Below are 25,265 nucleotides of genomic sequence, written 5' to 3' on the forward strand. Positions count from 1 at the left end.
GAATCTATATCTATTTCAAAATTAAAGTATGTACTGAGACAAATCTCTATTTTGAACAAGAGTATTCAATCTTTCCTGTACCATTTCCTTGGTCACCATGATTTTGGAATTAGCAGTGATCGTATCTGGCACATCAAATAAGAAATCATTCAGCAAATGACTCATCACAGTATGAAGTCTTCTCGCGCCAATGTTTTCCACTTCCTGATTGATCAGAAAAGCCAGTCTTGCGATCTCCTCGATGGATTCATCATTGAATTCAAGATATACTTCCTCTGCTTCAAAAAGCGCTTGATATTGCTTAGTAAGCGCATTTTTTGGTTCCCGTAGAATCCTGGAGAAATCCTCCTGAGTCAAGCTTTGAAGCTCCACACGAATCGGGAATCTACCTTGCAATTCCGGTATTAAATCAGATGGTTTCGCCACGTGAAAAGCACCCGCAGCTATAAAAAGCACGTGATCCGTATTGACCACGCCGTATTTGGTATTTACAGCTGATCCCTCCACTATAGGGAGCAAATCCCGCTGCACTCCTTCACGACTTACGTCTGGCCCACCACCGTTTTTACTTGATTTGGAAGCGATTTTATCTATCTCATCTATGAAGATGATGCCGTTATTTTCGGCAAGCTTGATCGCTTCTTCCTTTACTTCTTCGAAGTCAACGAGCTTGGACATCTCCTCTTCCAGCAAAATCTTCCTTGCTTCAGAAATACTCACTTTTCGCTTTTTGATCTTTTTGGGCATCATGTTGGAAATCATATCCTGAAGGCCTGCCATACTGGCATCATCCATCATTCCGTTTCCAATCATCCCAACACCCATCGGAGAGCCTGCTTTTACGCTAATTTCAATTTTACGCTCATCGAGTTCTCCATCACGAAGCTTTTCTCTGAATCGCTCGCGTGTTCTTTCGTTTAGTTCCGCATCGTTGTTCGGCTCAGAATTATCATCTGTATCCACGGGAATAGCACGCGTAAAACCAGCGCTTTTCACTGGGGGAATCAAAATGTCCAGAATTATTTCTTCGACCGCTTCGGTAGCTTTCACCTTAATGGCCTCATTTTTCTGCTCTCTAACCAAAGCAATTGACTGCTCCATTAAGTCCCTAACCATGCTCTCTACATCTCGGCCTACGTAGCCGACTTCTGTAAACTTGGAAGCCTCCACCTTCGTAAATGGCGCATTAGCTACTTTGGCTAATCTTCTGGCTATTTCAGTCTTACCAACACCGGTAGAACCGATCATCAAAATGTTATTTGGTACGATATCTTTTTGGATATCTGTCTTCACCATCAGGCGACGAATTCTGTTTCTCAGCGCAATTGCCACGTTACGTTTGGCGTCGTTCTGCCCTATTATATATTTGTCCAACTCAGCGACAATCTGTCTCGGAGTAAGTGAAATTATTTTTTCCATGATGTTAGGTTAAAATAGGCTCAGACCGACGTGGTTAATTGCGATCTGAGCTTTTTTATAGAAATATTTTTTAAAGGAAAAATGCATTCCCAAAAGGAAGCATCAGGATCCCTTTTAGTTATCTTTTGCGTTTTCAGCCTGTAGATTGAACTTCAACGGGTATTCTACTTTGGCCTTGAGAAGAGCAATTTCCAGCACTTCTTCTACTCTGTCCACAAAGTGAAATTCAACTCCCTTGATGTATTGCTCATCGATTTCCTCAATATCGCGTTTGTTTTTTCTGCAAAGGATTATCTCTTTGATTCCTGCTCTTTTCGCTGCGAGGATTTTCTCCTTGATTCCGCCCACAGGCATTACCTTTCCTATCAAACTGATCTCTCCTGTCATTGCAACTTTTGCTTTAACTCTCCTCTGAGTGAATACGGAAGCCATTGCAGTAAGCATAGTAATACCAGCTGAAGGTCCATCTTTTGGGACAGCCCCGGCAGGTACGTGAATGTGAAGATCATATTGATCAAACACCCGATGATCGATTCCCAATTTTTCAGCTTTGGATTTCAGATAAGAAAGCGCAGTGATCGCAGATTCCTTCATCACTTCTCCCAGCTGACCAGAAAGTGTAAGCTTCCCTTTTCCTCTACTCAAGCTAGTTTCGATGAACAGAATCTCACCTCCTACGCTGGTCCAAGCCAGTCCTGTTACGACTCCTGCAGTATTGTTATCTGTATAAGATTCCTTGTCGAAAATCTCCGAACCCAAGATTCTCCTCACTGCAGCAACATTGATTTTCGGGCTATATTCCTCTTCCATCGCAATAGATTTGGCAATATTTCTCACCACTTTTCCTATCACTCTTTCCAAGCTTCTCACACCGGATTCTCTGGTGTAGTCTTCAATTAATTTAACCAAAGAAGCCTTGTCAAAACTAATCTGCTTGGCTTTCAGCCCATGTTCTTTTCTCTGCTTAGGCACTAAGTGACGCTTGGCAATTTCCACCTTCTCCTCTTGCGTGTAGCCCGTCACCTCGATGATTTCCATTCTATCCCGCAAAGCTGGCTGAATGGTATCCAGGGAGTTCGCTGTCGCAATGAAAAGCACTTTGCTCAAATCGTATTCTACTTCGAGGTAGTTATCATAGAAAGCATTATTTTGCTCCGGATCCAGCACTTCCAAAAATGCTGAAGATGGATCACCACGGAAGTCAGAAGCAAGTTTATCAATCTCATCCAGCACAAAAACCGGATTAGAGATTTTCACCTTTTTCATATTCTGGATAATCTTCCCCGGCATAGCACCAACGTAAGTTTTGCGGTGACCACGGATCTCCGCTTCGTCATGCATACCTCCAAGAGACATCCTGACGTATTTTCTTCCCAATGCAGCCGCCACAGATTTACCAAGTGAAGTTTTACCTACACCTGGAGGGCCATAAAGACATAGAATCGGGCCTTTCAGATCATTCTTCAACTTGAGTACAGCAAGGTATTCTATGATTCTTTCCTTTACTTTTTCCAGACCAAAGTGATCTCCGTCCAACACTTTCCTAGCGTGATTCAAGTCGAAATTATCCTGAGTAAACTCATTCCATGGCAATTCCACCATCGTTTCGGCGTAATTCAATGCTATTGGATATTCAGCTGCAGAAGGGTTAATTCTCAGGATTTTATCCAATTCCTTTTGAAAATGCTTATTGACTTCCGGCGACCATTTTTTCAAGGCACCACGGGCAGCTAGATCTTCGACTTCCTTCTCAGGCCCTTCATCACCCAGTTCAGTTTGAAGCACTTTCATCTGCTGGCGAAGAAAATAATCACGTTGCTGCTGATCAATATCTGTATGAACTTTCTTCTGAATCTCAGATTTCAGTTCCAGCATCTGAATATCCTTCATCATGAATTCAAGCAAAAGAGTCGCTCGTTCCACGCCGTCATTTATCTCCAGCAATCGCTGCTTGGCTTCCACCGGCGCATTGATATTGGAAGAAAGAAAATGCGTAAGGAAAGGGGTATTATCTATGTTGTCCAACGCAACCTGAGCCTCCCTTGGGATCTCAGGATTTAAGTGAAGAATTCGCGTAGCAGACTCTTTAAGAGATTCTTCAAGTGCTTGAATTTTCTTTGAGCTTTTCGGGAAATTCTCTTCCAGATATTCAGCCTTTGCAAGAAAATATGGATCATCAGTAATCTGTTCGCTGATTTTGAAACGCTTTTTACCTTGAATAATGATGGTGGTATTTCCGTCTGGAAGCACAATCATTTTGATGATCTTGGCGAGTGTACCTACCTGATAGATATCTTCCCATCCCGGATCATCAATATTTGGGTTGATCTGAGCGCAAACTCCGATCAATTTATTTCCTTTTTGGGCTTTCTTTACCAGACGGATGGAGCGTTGTCTTCCCACAGTAATTGGGATGACCACACCTGGGAAAAGGACCGTGTTTCTCACTGAAAGGATCGGAATCTCTTCTTCAAGAATTTCCTTTCCTTGTGTATCATCCTCCTCGTCCGTAATCAGCTGGATCAGATCTCCCTCACCGGCAAACTCACCGACCATTAAGTTTTGAAACACAGAATTTTCGAATTGGCTCATATAGACAGAATGACAGCCAGGCTGTCTGTTTTATGCTAAAATAAAAGAAGAACCTTCAAAATACGAAGGTTCCTCCTAAAAGGTCAAGGTGTATGCCAAAGCCTTAAGTGGTCAGATTGGCAGATGCTATTCTCTGAAGTAGTTAGGATCTATCTCATTAAGCACATAATCATTGTAGCTAGCATAATATATTTTTTGGTCTGAAAGAAAAAGTAATGGAGGTCCTGAATACCCTCTATCGTAGAAAGAAACGTCATCAAGTTGCTTTCTAACATACGTTCTCATATCTATGAGATGAAGGGTTCCATTAAGGAAAACATAGACATTTTCGCCAATAGAAAATGAAGCATTTCCATTTGAGTAACTTAAATACGGATAATTGGCTAACTCTACCCAATCTTCGCTCACACCATCAAATCTCATCAATCTTGTAGCCCGAACATCAGATCCTACTATTTCATTGACAAGACCAAACACTTGCTCTTTATGAACAAAAGTTGTTTCAAAATCATAATAATCTGAGGTCGGGAACACCTTGCTCCAACTGCTCCATGTCTTGGTAGCTAGATTAAACTTGTATCCTTCAGACACTTTTTGCACATCCACTTCATCGATATAAAAACCCCCTCCAAAATACAGATTTCCTCCAGACACAAACAAAGCGCGAGGAGTCGATGCTTTGGACGGAATAGCTGCTAACTCTTTGAGCAGTCCTGAATTCAAATCATAGCTATAGAATCTACCAGGAGTATTCGATATTGCTTGATCTTTTCCTGCGAAATACAAAACATCCTGATGAACAACAGCAAAAGATGATGCGATATTTCCTTGGTTAATATCCACATTCTTCAGGATTTTGCCTGATTTTTTTACTGGATCTATTTCACTGATTTTACCATCACCCAGCCATATCCCCTTCCCTCTCCAACTGACTGATCTGCCATCAGAGGCAACATTAAAGGGGAAAGCGTGCATTCGCATATATACCAACATAGGCTCTGTATTTTCTACCGAGACAAAATTGGTGGACCTCACACCGCCATTGTTTGAATAGACTTTAAAAAATCGCGGGTTTGGTATTAAATAGGAATTATTCACTTCTAACCTAGCCTCAGTAGAAGTTGATTCTTGCATGTAGAACTGCTGCTCTTGAGCGTCAGTATCCGACACAAACATATTATTGTATGGATTAACTGAATTGAAATTTGTCCCTTTAATAACCAGATGAGAATAGATAGTCCCCATCTTCAATTGCTGATTAGGCAACAATTCTGTTCGCTCTATACGAACAACGTTGTTTACTTCATAAGCTTTACCACGCATATAGATCATAAATACTGGTTGTAACGTCTCAAAATTAGCATTAGGCTTGAAGACAATCAGAGTGTCAGAGCTACTGACCACCTCAAGATATTGATTAGAATAACTAAGTCTTGTATTGCCGTCTCTCAGGTATTTCCCTTTGAGGTAGAAATTATCTTCATACTTTAGCTCTTTTTCATAATCGTAGAAAATCGGATCATAGAATTTTACATCGGGAAAAATCTCTAATGATTTATCTAAAATCTTAATGTTCACTACAATTTTCCCATCATAATCATAGGTATATCCAAAACCCAAATCCTCGGGAATAATAATTTTAAAACTGTCTTTTTGAAGGTCAATTACTCTCGAAATGCCTGCATTCACCCTTACCTCGTAGTTAGCTAGGTTAGTGCTAAGCTTGTCGCCATATACAGTGAGCGTATCTCCATAATAGACTTCAGGCCCACCAGTCAACCTTTCGAAAAGAAAGCCTTCCGAACCTTGGCTCGTAAAAGAAATTGATTGGGAGTAAGTGGTCGTTTTGGAAGTAGAAATAAAAGCAACCACATTATATCGTTGGCCCTTGATCATAGAATGATCTCCTACCAATTTGAATGAATCCGCAGGTTGACCCTCCGCCTTTACTATTTCTCCAGCTCCGATTCTGGGCTCACTCTCTTTACTATATACAAAACCATATTCAAGGATTTCGTCCGAACCAAGGTAATAGATATTCGCAAAGAACTCAGCTCCTGTAGCAGAAATCTCCTGTACGTAAGTGACGCTAAAGCGTGGATTGGTCCTTGGCACAACTTCATCGTTTTCATTACACCCAAAAAACAGAGCTGACCCAACGAGTAGAATTAAGAAATAATTTTTCATATATGTTAAAATTCTATTCCCACCTGAAAGGAAAGATAGGTACGGTTGAGGTGTATAATTGGCGAAGATAAAACTTGAACAGTGTAATAATCTTTGATAAAATCGACTCCGAATTCAGTGAAAAGTGTCATTTTACTGTTAAGCGGAAAATTCGCTCCTGCCTTCATACCTGGTGAAAAACTCGAACTCACAACATCCATGTTTCTCTGTTCGTACAAAATCGTTTCATTTGGCGCTAAGGTTAAAGTTTGTTCAATTATCGATAAGTCATTTTGGAGTGTACTTAGCCATGTAGTCAGAACTAAGCCCATATATATGTCTGTAACACCTTTTTTGAAAAAACTATAATTGTAACTAAAGGGAATAAAGATACTACTTTCTTTAAATTCTTGACTTGCTGTGATGACTTCTGCTCTAGTAACACTGCTAGCCTCAAGTGTAGCCGAACGCATCATAAACCCAATTCTAAGATCAATAGAGGACTTAGGAGTTCGTCTGAAGTCATGTAATCTAAATCCTAGAAATGCTCTGTAACTTAAAGATTTACTGAAAGAATAGTTGAAATTTTCAGGTATATCTGATGACTTGGTAAACTCAGACCCAGCGCCAATAGCCGCAGTTGGAGATATCTTCGCAAAGGGAATTTTCTCTACATGCAACTTATATGGTAGCTCTTCGCAAGCATGATATTGCGTCACAATTTGAATAAAATCCTGTTCATCCACTCTTGATCTTTCGATTAAATCATTCATCTCAAAACCGCACGTCCCAGAAGTATTTATCTTAAGAATAGATATATATAGCTTGATATGACGCTTTTTTGGGGATCCTTCACCAGGCACATCCTGATAGTATGATCTTAACTCTTGAATATCTGTTCCATTATCTAAGTAGTATTTACCCTTTTTATAGTCCAATTGTAACCTACCGGAGAAAAGTATCTGAACAAACTCCACCTCAGATGATTCTGAGAGCTTTTTACTCATAAAAAATCGGCCATTTTCCAAACCAAAGGCTTTGAGATCTACTGGAGAATAAGTTTTCACACTGCCTCTATATTCAAAATCAACCTTCTCATAATTAGCGAAATCATAAGCGCTTACAACATCACCGAAGAGTTTCTCTCCATTTTTTGTGATGATAAAGTCCGAAGCTTGTTCTGAGGCAGGATTCACATTTGACCAGACACTTTCCTCAATATAACCGCCCTGTGCATGAGCCCTTATAAATGGCATGCTTAACAAAACTAAAACTGTTACCAATCGTAAAATTTTAACCATAGATAATCTAATTATTGCGCTAGATAAGCAGATTTGATTCAATCAACAATAGATTAGTTAAAAATAGTTTCAGTAGTATTTGCAACTAGTTAAAAACAAAAAAAGCCGAGATTTCTCCCGGCTCTGAATTCCTATTTTGGTGGGTTATCCCTCCCCGGTAAATAATTTCAACACATCGTTTCCAATGGCAAAAACCATTAAGGCAAGAAGTATAACCATTCCTACTTTTTGAGAATTCTCTAAAAATCTATCTGAAGGCGCTCTACCGGAAATCATCTCATAAAGCAAGAAGATCACATGGCCGCCATCCAATGCTGGGATCGGTAATAAATTCATAAATGCTAATATCATAGAGATCAAACCTGTAATCGTCCAGAACTTACCCCAGTTCCAAGTATCTCCATAAATCTTTGCCATTCCGATAGGACCACTTACGTTTTTGGTAGAGACTTCACCGGTGAACATCTTACCCATTGCCCTTGCATTCATGATGACTACTGTAAACGCTTTAGTAGTTCCTTTTTTGATTGATTCAGCAAAGCCATACTTACGCTGAACCATATCTATAATCGGATCCACCGCTATGCCAATCATACCTTGCTCAGAAACGGCAACCATTGTGTGTATTGTATCTTTAGAGCTGGTCAACAACTCGAAATCTGTTTCCTGGCTTTTATTATTTGCCAGCACAGACTGCAGCTCATCAAAGTAAGCGATAGGCTGACCATTTACTGACAGGATTTTATCTTCGGTAGTGATCCCAGCTTTATCGGCTGCTCCACCTTCATCTATTACCTTTAGTTCAAATGGATATCGGATATTCACAAAGCTGCTCATCGCTTCCTGACTGTTGAAAGAATTAATAAAACCTCTTGGGATATCTACTTTGATAATTTCTCCTCCACGATCTACTGTGTAGTAGCCATTCTCGCTTAGTAGAGCTGACCCGGATGTCAAATCATTGATAGACTGATAAGGCTCCCCATTGATATCCAAGATCTTATCACCGGTTTTCAAACCGATAGATTCACCGATCTCTAAGGCTACGATTCCGTTTTCTACTACTTGATCACGGGAAAAATAAGTCTCGCCATTATTGTAAACCAAGATTACAAAAATGACAATACCTGTTACGACATTGACGAAAATCCCACCTAGCATCACGATCAGACGCTGCCAAGCTGGCTTAGAACGGAACTCCCACGGCTGAGGCTCTCCCGCCATCTGATCAGAATCCATGGATTCATCTACCATTCCGGAGATTTTCACAAATCCCCCCAATGGTATCGCTCCTATAGAATATTCAGTTTCTCCCCACTGGAAGCCAGCGATTTTGGGAGGAAATCCGATCGAAAATTTCTCTACTCTCATGCCAAACATCTTGGCGGTAAGCAAGTGGCCCAACTCATGCAAACCCACTAGAATTGATAATCCCAGGAGTAACTGGCCCACCATAATTAAGGTATCCATTATACTTTATTCGTTATTAGTTCTTTAGTAATTTTTCTTGCCCGCTTATCCGTCTCCACATAATCCTCCAAATTCGGATGTGCAATAAACTCAGCTTTTACGAGAGTTTCGCCAATCAAATCAGACATTTCAAGAAAGCCCACCTCTTTATTCAAGAAAGCAGCTACCGCTATTTCATTGGCAGCATTCAGCACGCAGGGTGCATTGCCGCCTTTTGCAAGGGCATCATAAGCCAATTGAAGGTTTTGGAAAGTCTTTAAATCCGGCTGCTCGAAGGTCAATTGTGGGTAATTCATAAAGTCAAATCTCTCGAAATCACTTTTCAATCGATCAGGAAAGCTCAGGGCAAACTGAATTGGGATACGCATATCCGGCAATCCGAGTTGTGCTTTAATCGATCCATCCTCAAATTGCACCATAGAATGAATGATACTCTGCGGATGTACGACCACATCTATCTGCTCGGTTTTCAGACCAAAAAGCCATTTCGCCTCGATTACTTCCAAACCCTTATTCATAAGAGAAGCCGAGTCGATAGTGATCTTTGCGCCCATATCCCAATTGGGATGCTTGAGCGCCTGCTCTCTGGTGACAGTTTCTAAGAAAGTTTTATCCTTACCTCGGAATGGTCCTCCAGATGCTGTAAGGATGATTTTCTCAATCGGATTGTGAAATTCGCCGATCAAGCATTGGAAAATAGCCGAATGCTCCGAATCAACCGGATAGATATTCACCCGATTTTCCTTTGCTAAGGCAGTGATTATTTCTCCCGCTACGACCAGGGTTTCTTTGTTTGCCAAAGCTATTTGCTTTCTGGCTTTGATCGCATTTACGGTCGGAATCAAACCAGAATACCCAACCAAAGCAGTTAACACCAAATCGATGCTTTCCATCTCGACTATTTGAGCAATTGCCTTGATGCCGGCATATACCTTGATATCCTTGGGTTGCAAGATATCTCGAACTTGAGCGTAAAGACTCTCATTACCGATCACAACGGCATTTGGAGTAAATTCCAAAGCTTGCTCGATCAGCAAATCCGCATTATTCTGTGCAGTAAGAACCTCAACAATAAAGTCTTCAGGATGCTGACGAATTACCGCTAGGGTTTGAGTACCAATGCTTCCGGTGCTACCCAGGATGGCTATGCGTTTGGGTTCTGTCATTCAGTTTGAGATTTTTGAGCAATTAAAACCCTCATAATTAGATAGGCTTTCTCAATAGCTGACAAAATTACAAGATGCTCCCACTTTTCCTCGTACAAATCGTCAGTTTTTACCAAATGGCATAATATTAATCTGTATATACGCTTTTCTGCCAGTAAGCGAATTCTCTTTGGTCAATGGATTGGAAGACCGATGACCGAAGTACGAAGACCGAAGTAAACCAGAATTCAAGGTGTCTTTGGATTTTTGATCCTATAAATTTTCTACTGGCAAGATTCCGTATAATCACAATATTAAATATCAATAGGCAGAGATTTCGCAAATCCGGAACTTAAAAAATGTGAATTCTCTAAACTGTAAATCCTCCCTTTCGTCAAATTGATTAAATGATTTACCTATGAACAGTCTAATCAAAACAACTGGAATTTCCTTTATAGCAGGCTTGGCCGGCGCTGCAGTTTGGACTTCTATCAACTTTAATGAAACCGAGCAACGCTTTGACTTCCCGCAGAATAATCAAACGGAAGTAAGTTTTGCTTCGCAATATCAACCAGCGAATAGCCACGCTCCTACCGATGCGCTTGTTTCTTTTGTAGAAGCTTCAGAAAACAGCACTGAATCGGTAGTCTTTATCAAGAATTTTTCCGGAACGGATCCAACCAGATACAGCATGTTTGACTATTTCTTCGGTGGCGGGGGAAGCGCACCTTCTCAGCAAGTGAGTACTGGCTCTGGAGTAATTATCTCAGGAGATGGCTACATCGTGACTAACAATCACGTGATTGACAGAGCTGAAACGATCGAGGTCGTTCACCAGAAAAGAACTTACAAAGCTCGTCTCGTGGGAACTGATAAAAACACCGATATCGCAGTTTTAAAAATTGAGGAAACGAACCTCCCTGCGATCAGACGCGGAAGTAGTCGCGATCTGAAAATTGGCGAATGGGTTCTTGCAGTTGGAAATCCATTTAATCTAACTTCCACAGTCACTGCAGGAATAGTTTCTGCAAAAGAGAGACAGATCAATATTTTAGGAGGTGATTTTCCATTGGAAAGTTTCATTCAAACAGACGCTCCTATTAATCCTGGAAATTCAGGCGGAGCGTTGGTAAATATCAACGGAGAATTGGTGGGTATAAATACTGCTATCCTATCCAGAACGGGATCTTACACTGGTTATGGCTTTGCTGTGCCAGTGGATATCGCCATGAAAGTATCCAACGACCTGATACAATACGGTGAAGTGCAAAAAGCCATTCCTGGGATTGAAGCGGTGGAAATCACGCCGGAGCTAGCGGAAGAAATGAAGATAAACACACTCGACGGTGTCATCACAACTCATGTGATTAAAGACGGAGCAGCAGAAAGAGCGGGTATGCAGCGTAACGACGTAATCACCAAACTCGGATCTCAAGTGATCACAGGGAAAGGAAGTTTTGAAGAAGCACTCTCTTATTACTATCCCGGTGAACAACTTCAAGTAACTTATCTAAGAAATGGAGCTGAGAAATCTGCCAATCTTCAGCTTCAAAATTTGGAGGGTGGAAATGGCGTAATCAAGCGGGAATTCTATAGTTCGACCATTTTGGGAGCAAGACTTGAAGCTGTCAATACTATTGAAAAAGACAAGTTTGGAGTGGATTATGGAATAAAGCTTACTGGATTGACAAGAGGTTATTTGAGAGAACTCGGATTGAGAGAGGGATTTATAATCACACAGATCAACGGTGATGCGGCCAAGGATCCGAATAAAGTTGGAGCCTATTTAGAGAAATTCAGCGGAAGACTACTTCTTGAGGGAGTAGCTTCTAATGGCCAGCCATTTATGCAAACTTATAATGTGAGGTGAAATTATGGGAAGACGAGTTATGAAAGTAAGATCGAGATAAGAGAATTTTCCAATCGAAATAACTTAGTTATAACGAATCATTTTATTACTTTAAATTGATTTTATATTCAGTCAAATCGCATTCAAACTCAAAACTCGTCTTCCCATGAAAACAGTAATAAAATCCTGTGAGAAATGTCTGGAAGAATTCAGTGATCAGCTTGTTGATCTGACAGACTATGCGAGACGTGCTAAAAACGGAAAATTAACAGAGCCACAATCAAGAGAACTATTGAAACATTTTGAGGAAACGCATGAGTTGGCGCTGAAAGTAATTACTCATTATTTCAAACAAATAGGGAAAGGGCCATTTTCAGGATCTAGAGATTTGACTGTAGAGGCGTTTCACGCAGAACTAATCGACGATGGAAAAGCTTGGCTGGACATCGTGATAGATCGTATCCAGTACAATCCAGTGTATGAAATAGACACACAGGAAAAATTTCTGGAAAATATCCAAAAACATTACATCAGGCTCCTTCAGCGATTTGAAGAAACCATGGAGAAAAAGCTAAACGAATAAAACGCAACTTAAAATATTGTAAAAGGTAACTTTTATAAGAAGTAAGTGGTAAAACCTTCGCCGGATTAGCTGCTCGAAATCTCCTAATAAGACCTCATCTTAAACTTCTTCTTCAATTCCAGTACTGCATTTCGGAATGAGCTATCAGTTTCCATGATATCATTCACAGTCTGCACTGCGTGAATTACTGTAGAGTGGTCTCTCCCGCCAAAGTGGTAACCAATTGATTTCAAGGAATGATTGGTAAATTCCTTGCAAAAATACATCGCAACTTGGCGAGCTGTTACTATTTCCTTTTTACGGGTTTTTGCCTTCAGATCATCAAGCGCAATCCCATAAAATTCCGAAACAGACTTCTGAATAAAATCAACTCCAACTTCCGTTTCAATATCCTTGATGATATTTTTCATCACGGTCTTACCAAGCTCAAGACTGATTTCCACACGATTCAGTGATGCATGTGCAATAAGCGAAATAAGAATTCCTTCCAGCTCACGAACATTTGTATCCACCGTGTAAGCAAGATATTCTACTACATCGTCAGGAATAACAATTCCTTCAGACTGCATTTTTCGACGGATTATCGCTACTCTCGTCTCAAAGTCAGGCATTTGCAAATCAGCAGTCAGACCCCATTTGAAGCGTGAAAGTAATCGTTCCTCCAACCCTTTCAGATCCCTAGGCGGACAATCTGATGTCATGATTATTTGCTTCTTGCTTTGATGAAGGTGGTTAAAAATATGGAAGAACATCTCCTGAGTTCTGTCCTTTCCTGCCAAAAACTGAATGTCATCAATAATCAATACATCCACTTGCATGTAGAAATTGGTGAAGCTTTTCACATTGCCATCCTTGATGGAATCCATGAATTGATTTACAAATTTCTCTGAAGAAACATAAAGAACAAACTTGTCCTCTGGACCATTTTTGATCTCATTTCCTATCGCTTGCACCAAGTGTGTTTTCCCCAATCCTACTCCGCCATACACCATCAATGGATTAAAGGAGGTGATTCCTGGCTTCGTCGCAACTGCAAAACCAGCTGAGCGGGCCAGACGATTACAATCTCCTTCAATGTAAGTGGTAAAAGTATAAGTAGGATTCAGATTACTGTTCGTCAATGCCTCTGCATTAAGCGATTTCATCTCAAATGGAGTTCTATCTGGCTCCGCTGGTGCTTGAGGCTTCTTATTATTCCCTGCATTTCCCTGCGGGAAAGAAACCACATAAGGCTGATTAGAAGAGTTTCCTCTATCTACCACAACAGCGTATTCCAATCTTCCACTTTGCCCCAAAGTAGTCTTGATGGCAATTTTTAATTCCTGCACATAATTGTCCTCCAGCCATTCGTAGAAGAATTGACTGGGAACTTGAATGGTCAGCGAAGTACCTTCAAGTTTGACAGGATTAATGGGCTTAAACCAAGTTGAAAAGCTCTGCTCATTGACGTGCTGTTCGATAACACGTAAACATTCATTCCAAACGGCGCTAGCTTCTGAACTCATTAGAGAAGATTTCTGAAAAACAATGATCTTGCGGTAGGTGCAAGGGTGTCAAATTTGATGAAAATTAACTTAAATAAAAAATTGATTTCTTCTTGAAATATTGAGTTTTTAAACAACTCCTCTTTTCCTACCAAAGTAAATTTGGAGACTAAACCCCTTTCCGTTTGAGAGATTCAGATTAATGCTTTACGGGCCTCTATTTGGCATAAAATAATATTTATTCTAATCTTCAGTCTATTGAAAAGAACTGTAAAACAAATCGAAATAATAAAGCAATTCATTTAGGTTCTTGATTTCCCCTTCATTTTCCTAATTTTGATACAGGCCATTTTGATCCAGAACTACTAATCAAAGTATGCTTTTACTTCGGATTCAGTAAAATTCTATACCCTACTATGACAAATCAGGACTTATTTTCATTTCCTCCTACCAGCAAAGAAGACTGGATAGATCAGGTAAAACGAGACCTAGACGGGAAAGATTTTGATGACACACTCACTTCCATGCTATGGGAAAAAATCAAAATTCAACCATTCTATACAGCCGAAGATTTAAAGGGTCCTTCGGCGGAATTCAAATTCCATCCTGACTCGAAAATCCCAGAAATTTCACCTCGAATCTGGAATAATCTGGTTTCCATTTTTCCAAAAGAAGATAAATCCACAAACGAGGAAATACTTCATTCACTTCAAAATAGTGCAGACGGACTGATTCTGCATTTGGAAGGAACAGAAAATTTAAACCAGATTCTAAAAGCAGTTCATACAGAATTTATATCAACCAACTTTTTGCCAACAGGAGATATTTCTCAGTTTTTCCATTTGATACAGGAGTGGATAGAATCTCTAACTCTGAAACCAAGTATGCTGAGCGGGGCAATATTCTGGAATCCATGCGATGAGTTATTTCGCAGTGGAGAAAATTTCGATTTGGGAATGGACCAAGCGGTCAAAGCAATAAACGACTTCAAGGAGTTCAGAGAGTTTTATCCATTGACCATTGATTTCTCACGCTACGCAAATGCCGGGGGTACGGGAATTCAAGAACTGACATACGGATTAGGTGAAGTCATCGAGGTGATAGATAAACTTTCAAAAAAAGCCATTTCTCCGAGTCAAGCATTCGAAAACATTGCTTTTCATACTGGAATGGGAGATTCGCATTTTGCGGAGATCGCCAAAGTAAAAGCCTTGCGGAAGCTGATCGTGGAGCTAGCCTCCAATTACGGCGTGCAAATCGAAATGGACAGTATACACATTGTCACCTCAACTGCTGAATGGAGCAAATCACTTATGGATAGAGACACCAATCTTATCCGCCAGACTTACGAAGCCATGGCAGGAATCCTTGGAGGTGGAAATTCGCTTTGGGTAAAACCTGTCGAAAGCAAAAAGGCTTCTGCATTGGAAAAGAGAATTGCGAGAAACATTTCGGCCATTCTTAAAGAAGAAAGTTATCTCGACAAAGTGATGGATCCTGCAGCTGGATCATTTTACTTGGAAAAATTGCAAGAGGAAATCGAGAAATCTGTGATTTCAGGTCTTCAAGATTTGGAAGAGAAAGGAGGCTGGCTAAAAAGCTTCGAAGACCTAACGCTGCACGCTAAAATTCGAAATTCGCGTGAAACTGCTCAAAAGAAAGTCTTGTCAGATTCAAGCATAAAAGTTGGCGCAAATAAATACCTCTCCAAAAGTAAGATCGAAAATCATCTTCCCTTTCAACCACTAATTGAGGAAGACTTTGAGTTGCTTCCAAGCCGGGCAACATACTTTGTAGAACTAAATCACCTGAGCGACTCATGAGACCAGATATAAAAAATTGGAAATCATCGAAAATCCATACTTCCGAATCAGAGGATCAAAAAAATTGGGAAGCTCCAGAGCAGATTTCCATCCCGCCTAATTTTGATGGAAAGCAAATCGCTAACCTTTCTCATGTGACTTACGCAGCAGGAATTCCTCCCTATTTGCGAGGCCCTTACAGCACAATGTATCGAATGCGACCTTGGACCATTCGCCAATATGCAGGATTTTCCACAGCTGAAGAATCCAATTCATTCTACAGAAAAAACCTAGCCGGAGGTCAAAAAGGGCTTTCTGTAGCTTTTGATTTGGCTACTCACCGTGGCTATGATTCTGATCACCCTCGTGTAGTAGGTGATGTTGGCAAAGCAGGAGTCGCAATTGATTCTGTAGAAGACATGAAGTTGCTGTTTGATCAGATTCCTCTGGATCAAATGTCAGTTTCCATGACTATGAATGGGGCTGTAATTCCAATTTTAGCTTTTTATATCGTAGCAGCTGAAGAGCAGGGTGTAAAACCAGAGCAACTTAGTGGCACGATTCAAAATGATATTCTGAAGGAATTCATGGTGCGCAACACGTATATCTATCCACCTCAACCTTCAATGCGGATTATCGCGGATATTTTCAAATTCACTTCTGAGCGCATGCCGAAGTTCAACTCCATTTCTATTTCTGGCTATCACATGCAGGAAGCTGGCGCTACGGCAGATTTGGAATTGGCTTATACACTTGCAGATGGTTTGGAATATCTGAGAACAGGCATAAAGGCAGGTTTGGACATAGACAATTTCGCTCCGAGACTTTCATTCTTCTGGGCAATAGGGATGAATTACTTTATGGAAATCGCCAAGCTGCGGGCAGGTCGTTTGCTTTGGGCAAAAATTGTTAAGGAGTTCAACCCAAAATCCGATAAATCACTAGCCTTGAGAACCCACTGCCAGACTTCGGGCTGGTCTCTTACCGAGCAAGACCCATACAATAATGTGACTCGAACGGCCATTGAAGCACTCGCCGCAGTGATGGGACATACACAATCACTTCACACAAATTCTCTGGATGAGGCGATTGCTTTGCCTACGGACTTCTCTGCTAGAATTGCCAGAAATACGCAATTGGTACTTCAGGAAGAAACAGGCATAACAGATGTGGTCGATCCTTGGGGAGGTTCACATTATGTAGAGTTTTTGACAGATCAATTAGTGCAGCGTGCTTGGACTTTGATCGAGGAAGTGGAAAAACTAGGCGGCATGGCAAAAGCGATAGAAGCAGGTTTGCCCAAGCTCAGAATCGAAGAAGCAGCAGCCAAAAAACAAGCTCGAATAGACAGCGGACGGGATATTATTGTTGGCGTGAATCGCTATCAAGTCGATGAAGAATCAGAAATTGAAGTTCGGGATGTGGATAATCAAGCGGTTCGTCAATCTCAACTTGCCAGACTGAAAAAAGTGAAAGAATCCAGAAATCAGGAAGAAGTGAGTGAAAGTCTTAAAACTCTGACCCAAGCATCGAAATCAGGGGAAGGAAATCTACTTGAATTAGCGATTGATGCAGCTCGAAAAAGAGCTACTTTGGGAGAAATCTCAGATGCGATGGAAGAGGCATTTGGCCGCCATCAAGCTCAGACTAAGTCTATCACTGGAGTATATGCAGCAGAAGTGAAAAATCAAGAATCTTTTAAAAAAGCAATTTCTCTATCAGACGAATTTGCAGAACTGGAAGGTCGCCGTCCAAGAATAATGGTTGCCAAAATGGGTCAGGACGGACATGATCGCGGTGCAAAAATCATCGCAACTGGTTTTGCAGATATGGGTTTTGACGTAGATATCGGACCGCTTTTCCAGACTCCTGAAGAGGTGGCTCAGCAAGCTATTGAGAATGACGTGCATATCGTTGGCGCTTCCTCTTTGGCCGCAGGCCATAAGACGCTAGTTCCTCAATTGATCGATGCGCTAAAAGATTTGGGAAGATCCGACATTATGGTGGTAGCTGGAGGAGTGATCCCAGCTAAAGATTATGAGTTTCTGAAAGACGCTGGAGTCTTTGCCGTTTTTGGCCCAGGGACAGTTCTGTCAGAAGCTGCAATTGAAATTCTGGAAAAGTTGATTGAGGAATGATCTTGATAGTTCTATTTCGAAAACAGTCGCACATCGAATTCAAATGGGTCAATTGAGGTGATTTCTACTTCATTAAATTTACGGTGAACTGGATTTATCAAAAAGTTAAAATCTCCAGCAACTACTACAGAAGGTACTTTAAATACCAAAAATTCATTTTCCGAAGTAAATCTATCTCCAATTTCCTGAGTCGCATGAGAATGCGGAATGGATTTCCAGTCTGGCGGCAAATCTGATATTTCTATTTCCTTTAGCTTAATGCCATCTGGAATTGTAATTTCAACTATTTCGTAATCCGTCGGGATATTACCTAAGGGTGTATGGACGGCGATTTCAGCAGTACAAAGCGCTCTGGATTGGCTTGTATAGAGCACCGCTTTACCTCTACTGTTCCATCGCCCGCCCGCTAGTTCTGCTCCTTTGCCCGATAAGTCTCTTGAGAACTTTGATTTACTCAAGCGATAGACCCTCATGCCAAGACTCCGTATTCAATCCTAGTCAATTCGTCTTTCAAAAGAGTAATACCAAAGCTGCTGTCCAAATAAGATTTTGGCTCTAAATCTCCCAAAGCCAAGCATGGTGTCTCAAGCCAAGTTTGAAATTTTGACTTGTTTCCAAATACTTCCACTCCCCTCTTTTGAAGTAATGCTATTTCGATTATCTTTTCTGACTGCAACGAATCAAAAGACTTTTGTTCTTTATGGTATCGTTGCATAGTACGCTCAGAGACGTGTAAATAATCTGCCCATTCGGACGAAGAAAAAGCACTCCTAGAAGCAAATTTGCTAAAATCTTCAAATGAAACGCCTTCTCTCACGAGAGCTATTATGTTGTTTATAAACTTGTCATCAGTAGTATTATAGGCTACTTCTGGATCAAAAATGGCATATTGAGTCATGGCAAATCAGCTTAAATTAATACAACTGTCATAAATATAACGACAAATGTCTAAATTCGTTTCAAAGCTACCGATTTTTTTCACTTCCAATAAATCTTTCTATATGTCTTTTAGATATTCTTGGCTTCTATTTTTGCTGTTTTTCATTGCATGCGATTCTCCTGAAAAAAGTGAAAGCCAAAAAGAAATCCTTGCAAACCAGATGGAGCATCATCTAAAAACAGAAGTGCTGGACAAGTGGTACCCCCAATCAATGGACACAGTTGATGGTGGCTTTTTAAGTAATTTCTCCTACGATTTCAAACCTGGAGAAAAGCAGGAGAAAATGATCGTAACCCAATCGCGCCAAGTTTGGACGAATTCAAAAGCTTCGCTAAAGTATCCTGAAATCGATTATTACAAAGTTGGAGCAAAACACGGATACGAATTCCTACGAGATAAAATGTGGGATTATGAATACGGTGGGTTTTATTGGTTGGTAGACAAACAGGGAAACCAAATCGGCGACCCTATGAAAACAGCCTATGGAAATGCTTTTGGGATTTTTGCCCTTGCCGCATATTATGGAGCATCAGGTGATGACTCCGCTTTAGAGCTTGTCAAAGAAGCTTTTTACTGGCTTGACAAGCATGCACATGACTCCATAAATGGTGGATACTACCAGCACTTAGATACTGACGGCACTCCTATTTCTCGACCTGCATCCACACCATCCCCTTCCGACCTAGGCTATAAAGATCAAAACAGCTCCATTCACCTACTTGAAGCATTCACTGAACTCTACCACGTTTGGCCAGATCCCCTAGTCAGAGATCGCCTGGAAGAAATGCTCCTTCTGATCAGAGATCAAATCGTGACAGATAAAGGCTACTTGACACTATTTCTTTACTCAGATTGGACGCCTGTAACATTCGCAGATTCTACGGAAGAAGCTATTCTAGCTCATCATCAACTGGATCATGTTTCATTTGGGCATGATGTGGAAACAGGTTTTTTGATGATAGAAGCATCTGAAACCTTAGGCTGGGAAAATGACACTACCACACATGGTATTGCCAAAAAGATGATAGACCATGCGCTTGAAAATGGCTGGGATGAAAGTGTGGGTGGTTTTTATGATGAGGGCTATTATTTCAACGATGGTTTTCGAATCATTCACGATACCAAAAACTGGTGGGCACAAGCTGAAGGAATGAACGCACTGCTGCTAATGGCAGAACTTTATCCTGCAGATCCACACGATTATTATGCGAAGTTTCTAAAGCTTTGGGAATACACAGATACTTACTTAATCGATCATGAAAATGGCGACTGGTATTCTGGTGGATTGGATAAACAACCCGAATTAAAAACTGTAGGTAAAGGCAATATCTGGAAAGGAATCTATCATCATTATAGATCTCTTGATCATTGTATAGATCGATTGAGAGAAATGAGTGAAGATTCTGAGTAATAGATTATCTAATGAAATATTCAATACATGTTGAAGTTCAAGTAGCATTATTTATGTCATTCCGAGCGGATTCGAAGTCAATAACAATTAACAATTAGGTCTTCGACTACTCTCATCCTGATAAATATGACTTTCAGCCTGATAACGGACCACCCTGTCTGGTCGAGTTTCACCTGACTGAGAAAGGGGATACTATGCCATCTGATTCAAAAATCTAAAATGAAGAAAATCACTTTTGTATATGACCCTGAAACGAAGCAAGAAAAGCTAGAAGAGCTTTTAGAAAAACTTGATCCGAAACCATCAAATCAAGTCTCTTTTAGTGAACTCAAGACTAAAAACTATTCGGAAGGGGATTGTTTGGCATGTTCTCTCTCGGACAAACAATTGCTGGAGCTAATCAAACAACTCGGAGAAACTAAGGTATCGCTGGCTTTACTTCCTCACCCTGACATGATAGAGGCAAGTAAAGGGTTCGGGATTAATTCTAATTTTGAAAAAGCCTGGGAAGAAATACAAGAAGCTGAGAAGATCCCGGAAATCGATATGATGCAGGTTAATGAGCAGATGGTATTCAACTCTCTGGTCGTGGGTACTTCTATGGGTATCTTATATTCCAATAAATCTTCCAGTTTTTTCGAGGGACTTAAAAAAAGACTTTCGCAACTAGGCGATCTTTTTCGCAGAGTAAAGCTTAAGCCATATACGATTACTTATCAAGACAGTCGAGAAGAAGAAAAAACCATTGAAACAGCAGCAATGGGTATCTTGGCAGTAGCGCAATGTGAAAGCAACTTTGTTTTTCGAAGAATTATAGAGGAGTCCGGACTGGATGATGGCAGGATTCACATTTTGATTTTGGCGCCAAAAAGCCTGTTTGCCTTGATCCAGTTTGGGCTTCAAAATCTATTTTTCCCCACTCATGGTGGCACTCTTCCGAGTTTTGTAGGCTATATCTCCTCCAGTGAAGTAAAAATCACTTCCAAAGACCAATTTCATTTTGCTGTAGATGGAGTAGAAGGTGAAGAAAAAGAGCTGACCATAAATCTGATTGAAAATCATATAGCCATATTACCCGGGAAGAGATTGTTGGAGGATGAGAAAAAAGAAGGCCCCGCGCAAATAAATGCCAAATATCTCCCCACTGGTACGTTAAAAGAAGAACTACTGCATGGATATTTGCCTTGGGTACGTCACGCCACTTCTGAGGAATTTAAAGATCTGTTTTCCTTATTGAAGCAAAATGCTCAAACCAGTTCGACCTATTTGGTTTTGATGGCACTTTCCACCATGATTGCGACTTTCGGTCTCTTTGGAAATTCCGCACCTGTAGTGATTGGCGCTATGATCTTGGCTCCACTGATGGGGCCAATTATTTCTTTAGCGATGGGAGCACTTCGCCAAGACGGACTTTTGATCAAAAACAGCATGATCACCATATTCTGGGGAATAGTATTGGGGCTTATTTTTTCAATACTCATTACTTCGATCACTCCTTTGGAAGTTTTGAATGATCAAATAATTGCTCGAATCCGTCCTAATTTACTGGACTTGGGAATCGCCGTTGCCTCTGGGATCGCAGGGGCATACGCTTATTCCAAAGAAGAAATCAATAAAACACTTGCTGGAGTAGCCATATCTGTTGCTTTGGTACCACCATTGGCAGTAGCGGGAATTGGAATTGGATGGCTGGATTGGGGAGTTTTTGGAGGTGCGATGCTATTGCTGGGAACAAACTTGGCAGGAATTGTCATGTCCGCATCCCTTACTTTCTTGGTGCTAGGATTTTCGCCGTTCCGCTTAGCCAAGCGAGGGCTTATTATCAGCCTCGGGATTTTAATAGCTATTGCTTTGCCTTTAGGCTTTAGCTTCAATAAGATGGTAAATGAAAACTCTATCATTCAAGACCTTGCTGGAAAGGAGATTCCACATGGAATGCTGAGAGAAGTGAAAGTAATGCAGATGAATCCGCTAAGACTTTCAGTCACATTGCTTTCAGATAAAGTTTTGACAGAAAATGATTTTGAGGAGATAAAATCTGAGATTGAGGAAGAGATTAATCAGAAAATAGAACTGGAGATGACCTTGGGAATCAGCATGGGGGTATCAACTAGAAAAGTCAAACAAGAAGGGTTTGTTAAAGGAATCTGGAATTCAATTTTCAACTAGAAATCAGATCACAGTACCAAAACCCATATTTCTCAGGATCTTCTTTCTTATCAGAAAAGCACTGATCGGAGTCATTTTCGGTTTTCGGAGCTTCATATTTTCTAAGCACAATTTCTCCCTTCTCAAATTCAACGGGCTTACTGAAAATTGGCCCATCATACACGAACGTATGAAACTCCCCATTCTCGCCACAGGGATCCACATTCGATGGAAGGTCCTTCAAAAAGTCTACATCTATCACTCGGCCTACGAAGCTTTTATCCAAATATTTCTCATTCACGCACGTCGTGATGGTCTTGAAACCCAAGTCCAAAAACTCATGGATAATTCTATCTGTGGGCTGCTTCCAAAGCGGAAAAATAGCTTTTATATCTAATTCTGCTAATTTTTCCTCACGATAAGCTCTCAAATCCTCCAAGAAAATATCCCCAAAAATCGAGGTTGAAATTCCATCTTTTTTCAATTTGGAAAGTGTCTCCCGCATCCTCTCCTCATACACTTCCATCGAAGGCATATCCGGGATTTCCATTTTAACCAAAGGAATTGCAATACGCTCGGCCTGAGCTTCCAATAATGCCACACGAACTCCATGCATGGAAATCCGCTGGTATTTCTCACTGATACTCGTCAGTAAACAAGCGATTTCAAAGTTCTGAGACTGCTTAAGTTTATACAAAGTAAGCGCAGAATCTTTGCCTCCGCTCCAGTTTAAAATTGCTTTTTCTTTCTTCAAAATTCTAAAATTTAGGTTACCAAAAGTATAGCCAATCGAGCAAAATCACTGCTTTCACGTTAAAAAATACATCTTAGTAAGCTCCTCTTCTATTTAATCCTCTCCTAAATATTGATAAGCACGCTTTACTTTACCAATCATCATCTTCCTTTACCCAGCTCTTTTTCTCTAAATGACTAAGAAACTAATTGCGTCCTTTGCGAAACCTCCGCGTACACCGTAGTTGAAGAACTTTCACAAAAAAAAACGGATATAAATCTCTTTATACCCGTCTTTATTTGAATGCTTTCCTCAATCCTACTCTACTTTTGGCAATTCTTTTCTTGGAAGCATCTCGTCTCTTTGAGCGGTATTATACACAAAAGAAGCAACGACGACCGCCATTTGCTTCAAGTCATCAAGCTCCAATCTCTCAAACGTATCCATATTGGTATGGTGTGTACGCGTACGGTATTCGATAGGATCCTGGATAAACTGAAAACCTGGAAGACTCAATGCATCAAAGCTCTGATGATCCGTTCCTCCGGTATTGCTGATAGTGATCGTGCGATCATCTACTATATCATCAAGAGGTAAAAACCACTCATTAAAAATCGGCTCCACAGCTGCATTCCCCTGAAGGTAGATTCCACGAATTCTTCCAGTACCATTGTCAATATTGTAATAAGCGGACATCTTCTCATACTCAGGAGTCAATTCCATCGTTTCACGATCACCAAAATGGTTTTTTACATAGCCTCTTGAGCCATGCAAACCTTGTTCTTCACCACCCCATAGCGCAATTCGAACTGTTCTCTTTGGCTGAAGGCCTGTAGCTTTCAAAATTCTCACGGCTTCCATCATCACAATACAACCTGCTGCATTATCAGTCGCTCCATTAGCTCCATGCCAAGAGTCCAGGTGTCCACCTTGCATTACTATTTCTGACTTCAAAGAAGGATCAGAACCCGGAATCTCTGCAATCACATTATATCCCTGAAGATCCTCATTTCTATACCGGGTTTTTACTTCTGCCTCCACTTCTACTTCTACACCATTTTCACTCAGTCTCGCCATCAAATTGACATTCTCGGGAGCAGTTTCCAATTCAGGAATTCCTTCAGGCGTATCTTTCAGATAGCCTCTTGGACTGCTGGTGAAAAGCGTGCCGTGACGTCCATTCACACCTTTGATAATCAACGCGGCGCCTTCGGCTGCGATGAAAGCACTTACCTTCGTACCAAATTCACGAGCCGCTCTGTACTGAGCAAGCATTTCTGGTGTGTAGGTACTATTTTCCCTTGCTACAGGATGCTCCATTCCATGTAATTCGCTTGCAGTATATCGAACAGCATCAGGCTCAAAAGTTGCTTCTTGTGTACCAGAAGGTTTGATAGCGATGATCGCTCCTTTGAGCTTCCCTTTGTACTTAGCAAAGTCTTCTTCTGTTTTGATGTCAAGGAAAACAACTTTACCACTTACTTCTCCTTGCGTGCTTTCTGTCCAAGCTTTTGGAATAGCAATGAAAGGCATGTAATACGGCGCAGTCATTGCGATATAGCTCTTTTCCATTTCCCAGCCGCGGCCGAATTCACCCCATGGCTCAGTTGCAGCATTTTCCAAACCCCAGTCAGAAAGTTGTTTGACAGCATACTTTGTCGCACGCTCATAGCCTTCCGAATTACTAAGTCTTGGGCCAGCTTTATCTACCAATTGAAAAGCAATTTCCTCCACTTTAGAGTTCTCTAAGCCTTCTTTTTTGATTTTCTCAATTGCCTTAAGGTCTACATCTTGGGCTAAAGTCATCCCGGCTAAAAGCAGTGCCGGCAAGATTAATAATTTTCTCTGCATAAATAGTAGGGTTAAGTACTGGTGATATCTGAATGAAATTATGTTGAAAAATCAATTTCAGATTCAAATTAAATTAAAAAACAGAATCAGAAACACTGTTCATGTAAAAGTCAGTACCGCGTCTAAATTAGAGCTCTTATAAATTCCCAGCCGGAATCATATTCCGAATTCGAGAAATCTCCCAGGTCCACTGTATGACTTCGTAAAGTTTTGCTAGGTAGCCAACTGATTGA

General features: G+C 40.8%; 17 protein-coding genes. 6 read left to right on the forward strand and 11 right to left on the reverse strand.

The genetic code is table 11. From position 1 onward, the window contains the following. Positions 1–21 precede the first annotated feature (21 nt). The 6 genes from hslU to BVH04_RS09765 form a co-directional block, all read right to left on the reverse strand. Positions 22–1,419: an ATP-dependent protease ATPase subunit HslU gene (hslU, locus tag BVH04_RS09740; protein WP_086541282.1), complete on the reverse strand. Its 1,398-nt coding sequence runs from the start codon at positions 1,417–1,419 to the stop codon at positions 22–24. Between the two features lie 114 nt (positions 1,420–1,533). Next, positions 1,534–4,011, reverse strand: a complete 2,478-nt coding sequence (gene lon / locus BVH04_RS09745; RefSeq protein WP_086541283.1) for an endopeptidase La — start codon at positions 4,009–4,011, stop codon at positions 1,534–1,536. Between the two features lie 126 nt (positions 4,012–4,137). Then, the gene (locus BVH04_RS09750; RefSeq protein WP_086541284.1) at positions 4,138–6,198 is read right to left on the reverse strand and encodes a Kelch repeat-containing protein; all 2,061 of its coding nucleotides are present in this window, start codon (positions 6,196–6,198) and stop codon (positions 4,138–4,140) included. Positions 6,199–6,203: 5 nt separating this feature from the next. Then, on the reverse strand, positions 6,204–7,478 hold the full coding sequence (locus BVH04_RS09755; protein WP_140160559.1) for a hypothetical protein: 1,275 nt from the start codon (positions 7,476–7,478) through the stop codon (positions 6,204–6,206). A gap of 144 nt (positions 7,479–7,622) precedes the next feature. Continuing rightward, positions 7,623–8,948, reverse strand: a complete 1,326-nt coding sequence (gene rseP / locus BVH04_RS09760) for an RIP metalloprotease RseP (protein ID WP_086541286.1) — start codon at positions 8,946–8,948, stop codon at positions 7,623–7,625. After that, entirely contained in the window at positions 8,948–10,114 is a 1,167-nt protein-coding gene (locus BVH04_RS09765) for a 1-deoxy-D-xylulose-5-phosphate reductoisomerase (protein ID WP_086541287.1), read from the reverse strand. The genes rseP and BVH04_RS09765 overlap by 1 nt, the downstream gene beginning before the upstream one ends. Positions 10,115–10,511: 397 nt before the next feature. Between BVH04_RS09765 and BVH04_RS09770 the strand changes: the two genes are divergently transcribed. Both BVH04_RS09770 and BVH04_RS09775 read left to right on the forward strand, forming a co-directional pair. Then, positions 10,512–11,963 (forward strand): S1C family serine protease, encoded by a 1,452-nt coding sequence (locus tag BVH04_RS09770; protein ID WP_086541288.1) that lies wholly within the window; start codon positions 10,512–10,514, stop codon positions 11,961–11,963. A 145-nt stretch (positions 11,964–12,108) separates the two neighbouring features. After that, positions 12,109–12,525, forward strand: a complete 417-nt coding sequence (locus BVH04_RS09775) for a nucleotidyltransferase substrate binding protein (RefSeq protein WP_086541289.1) — start codon at positions 12,109–12,111, stop codon at positions 12,523–12,525. Positions 12,526–12,608: 83 nt separating this feature from the next. On the opposite strand, the gene dnaA is transcribed toward BVH04_RS09775, so the two are convergent. Continuing rightward, complete coding sequence (dnaA, locus tag BVH04_RS09780; protein WP_086541290.1) at positions 12,609–14,030, reverse strand: chromosomal replication initiator protein DnaA; 1,422 nt, start codon at positions 14,028–14,030, stop codon at positions 12,609–12,611. Between the two features lie 395 nt (positions 14,031–14,425). Between dnaA and BVH04_RS09785 the strand changes: the two genes are divergently transcribed. Beyond that, a complete protein-coding gene (locus tag BVH04_RS09785) occupies positions 14,426–15,832 on the forward strand; it encodes a methylmalonyl-CoA mutase family protein (protein ID WP_086541291.1) in 1,407 nt (468 codons plus the stop codon). Beyond that, positions 15,829–17,949 carry a methylmalonyl-CoA mutase gene (scpA, locus tag BVH04_RS09790; RefSeq protein ID WP_086541292.1) on the forward strand — a complete coding sequence of 707 codons (2,121 nt, stop codon included), beginning with the start codon at positions 15,829–15,831 and terminating at the stop codon, positions 17,947–17,949. The genes BVH04_RS09785 and scpA overlap by 4 nt, the downstream gene beginning before the upstream one ends. A gap of 11 nt (positions 17,950–17,960) precedes the next feature. On the opposite strand, the gene BVH04_RS09795 is transcribed toward scpA, so the two are convergent. Both BVH04_RS09795 and parS read right to left on the reverse strand, forming a co-directional pair. Next, entirely contained in the window at positions 17,961–18,407 is a 447-nt protein-coding gene (locus BVH04_RS09795) for an RES family NAD+ phosphorylase (protein ID WP_240510895.1), read from the reverse strand. Positions 18,408–18,418: 11 nt separating this feature from the next. Next, positions 18,419–18,847, reverse strand: a complete 429-nt coding sequence (gene parS / locus BVH04_RS09800; RefSeq protein ID WP_086541294.1) for a type II RES/Xre toxin-antitoxin system antitoxin — start codon at positions 18,845–18,847, stop codon at positions 18,419–18,421. 103 nt (positions 18,848–18,950) lie between these two features. Here parS and BVH04_RS09805 point away from each other — a divergent pair, with 103 nt between their 5' ends. Beyond that, a complete protein-coding gene (locus tag BVH04_RS09805; protein WP_086541295.1) occupies positions 18,951–20,300 on the forward strand; it encodes an AGE family epimerase/isomerase in 1,350 nt (449 codons plus the stop codon). Between the two features lie 219 nt (positions 20,301–20,519). Then, positions 20,520–22,469, forward strand: a complete 1,950-nt coding sequence (locus tag BVH04_RS09810) for a TIGR00341 family protein (protein ID WP_086541296.1) — start codon at positions 20,520–20,522, stop codon at positions 22,467–22,469. Here BVH04_RS09810 and BVH04_RS09815 read toward each other — a convergent pair. Together BVH04_RS09815 and BVH04_RS09820 are read right to left on the reverse strand one after the other, a co-directional pair. Further along, the gene (locus BVH04_RS09815; RefSeq protein WP_086541297.1) at positions 22,462–23,202 is read right to left on the reverse strand and encodes a Dph6-related ATP pyrophosphatase; all 741 of its coding nucleotides are present in this window, start codon (positions 23,200–23,202) and stop codon (positions 22,462–22,464) included. The genes BVH04_RS09810 and BVH04_RS09815 overlap by 8 nt on opposite strands. 297 nt (positions 23,203–23,499) lie before the next feature. Further along, positions 23,500–25,032: a M20/M25/M40 family metallo-hydrolase gene (locus BVH04_RS09820; RefSeq protein WP_086541298.1), complete on the reverse strand. Its 1,533-nt coding sequence runs from the start codon at positions 25,030–25,032 to the stop codon at positions 23,500–23,502. Positions 25,033–25,265 lie beyond the last annotated feature (233 nt).

Origin of the sequence: Algoriphagus antarcticus (assembly GCF_002150685.1) — a bacterium.
Lineage (GTDB): Bacteria > Bacteroidota > Bacteroidia > Cytophagales > Cyclobacteriaceae > Algoriphagus > Algoriphagus antarcticus.

Excerpts from the sequence above, each read along its gene's own strand:
- BVH04_RS09785 (WP_086541291.1), top strand. The coding sequence starts at position 14,426 with ATGACAAATCAGGACTTATTTTCATTTCCTCCTACCAGCAAAGAAGAC.
- hslU (WP_086541282.1), bottom strand. The coding sequence starts at position 1,419 with ATGGAAAAAATAATTTCACTTACTCCGAGACAGATTGTCGCTGAGTTG.
- BVH04_RS09775 (WP_086541289.1), top strand. The coding sequence starts at position 12,109 with ATGAAAACAGTAATAAAATCCTGTGAGAAATGTCTGGAAGAATTCAGT.
- BVH04_RS09770 (WP_086541288.1), top strand. The coding sequence starts at position 10,512 with ATGAACAGTCTAATCAAAACAACTGGAATTTCCTTTATAGCAGGCTTG.
- BVH04_RS09755 (WP_140160559.1), bottom strand. The coding sequence starts at position 7,478 with ATGGTTAAAATTTTACGATTGGTAACAGTTTTAGTTTTGTTAAGCATG.
- BVH04_RS09750 (WP_086541284.1), bottom strand. The coding sequence starts at position 6,198 with ATGAAAAATTATTTCTTAATTCTACTCGTTGGGTCAGCTCTGTTTTTT.
- rseP (WP_086541286.1), bottom strand. The coding sequence starts at position 8,948 with ATGGATACCTTAATTATGGTGGGCCAGTTACTCCTGGGATTATCAATT.
- scpA (WP_086541292.1), top strand. The coding sequence starts at position 15,829 with ATGAGACCAGATATAAAAAATTGGAAATCATCGAAAATCCATACTTCC.
- parS (WP_086541294.1), bottom strand. The coding sequence starts at position 18,847 with ATGACTCAATATGCCATTTTTGATCCAGAAGTAGCCTATAATACTACT.
- lon (WP_086541283.1), bottom strand. The coding sequence starts at position 4,011 with ATGAGCCAATTCGAAAATTCTGTGTTTCAAAACTTAATGGTCGGTGAG.
- BVH04_RS09810 (WP_086541296.1), top strand. The coding sequence starts at position 20,520 with ATGAAGAAAATCACTTTTGTATATGACCCTGAAACGAAGCAAGAAAAG.
- BVH04_RS09805 (WP_086541295.1), top strand. The coding sequence starts at position 18,951 with ATGTCTTTTAGATATTCTTGGCTTCTATTTTTGCTGTTTTTCATTGCA.
- BVH04_RS09820 (WP_086541298.1), bottom strand. The coding sequence starts at position 25,032 with ATGCAGAGAAAATTATTAATCTTGCCGGCACTGCTTTTAGCCGGGATG.
- BVH04_RS09765 (WP_086541287.1), bottom strand. The coding sequence starts at position 10,114 with ATGACAGAACCCAAACGCATAGCCATCCTGGGTAGCACCGGAAGCATT.
- dnaA (WP_086541290.1), bottom strand. The coding sequence starts at position 14,030 with ATGAGTTCAGAAGCTAGCGCCGTTTGGAATGAATGTTTACGTGTTATC.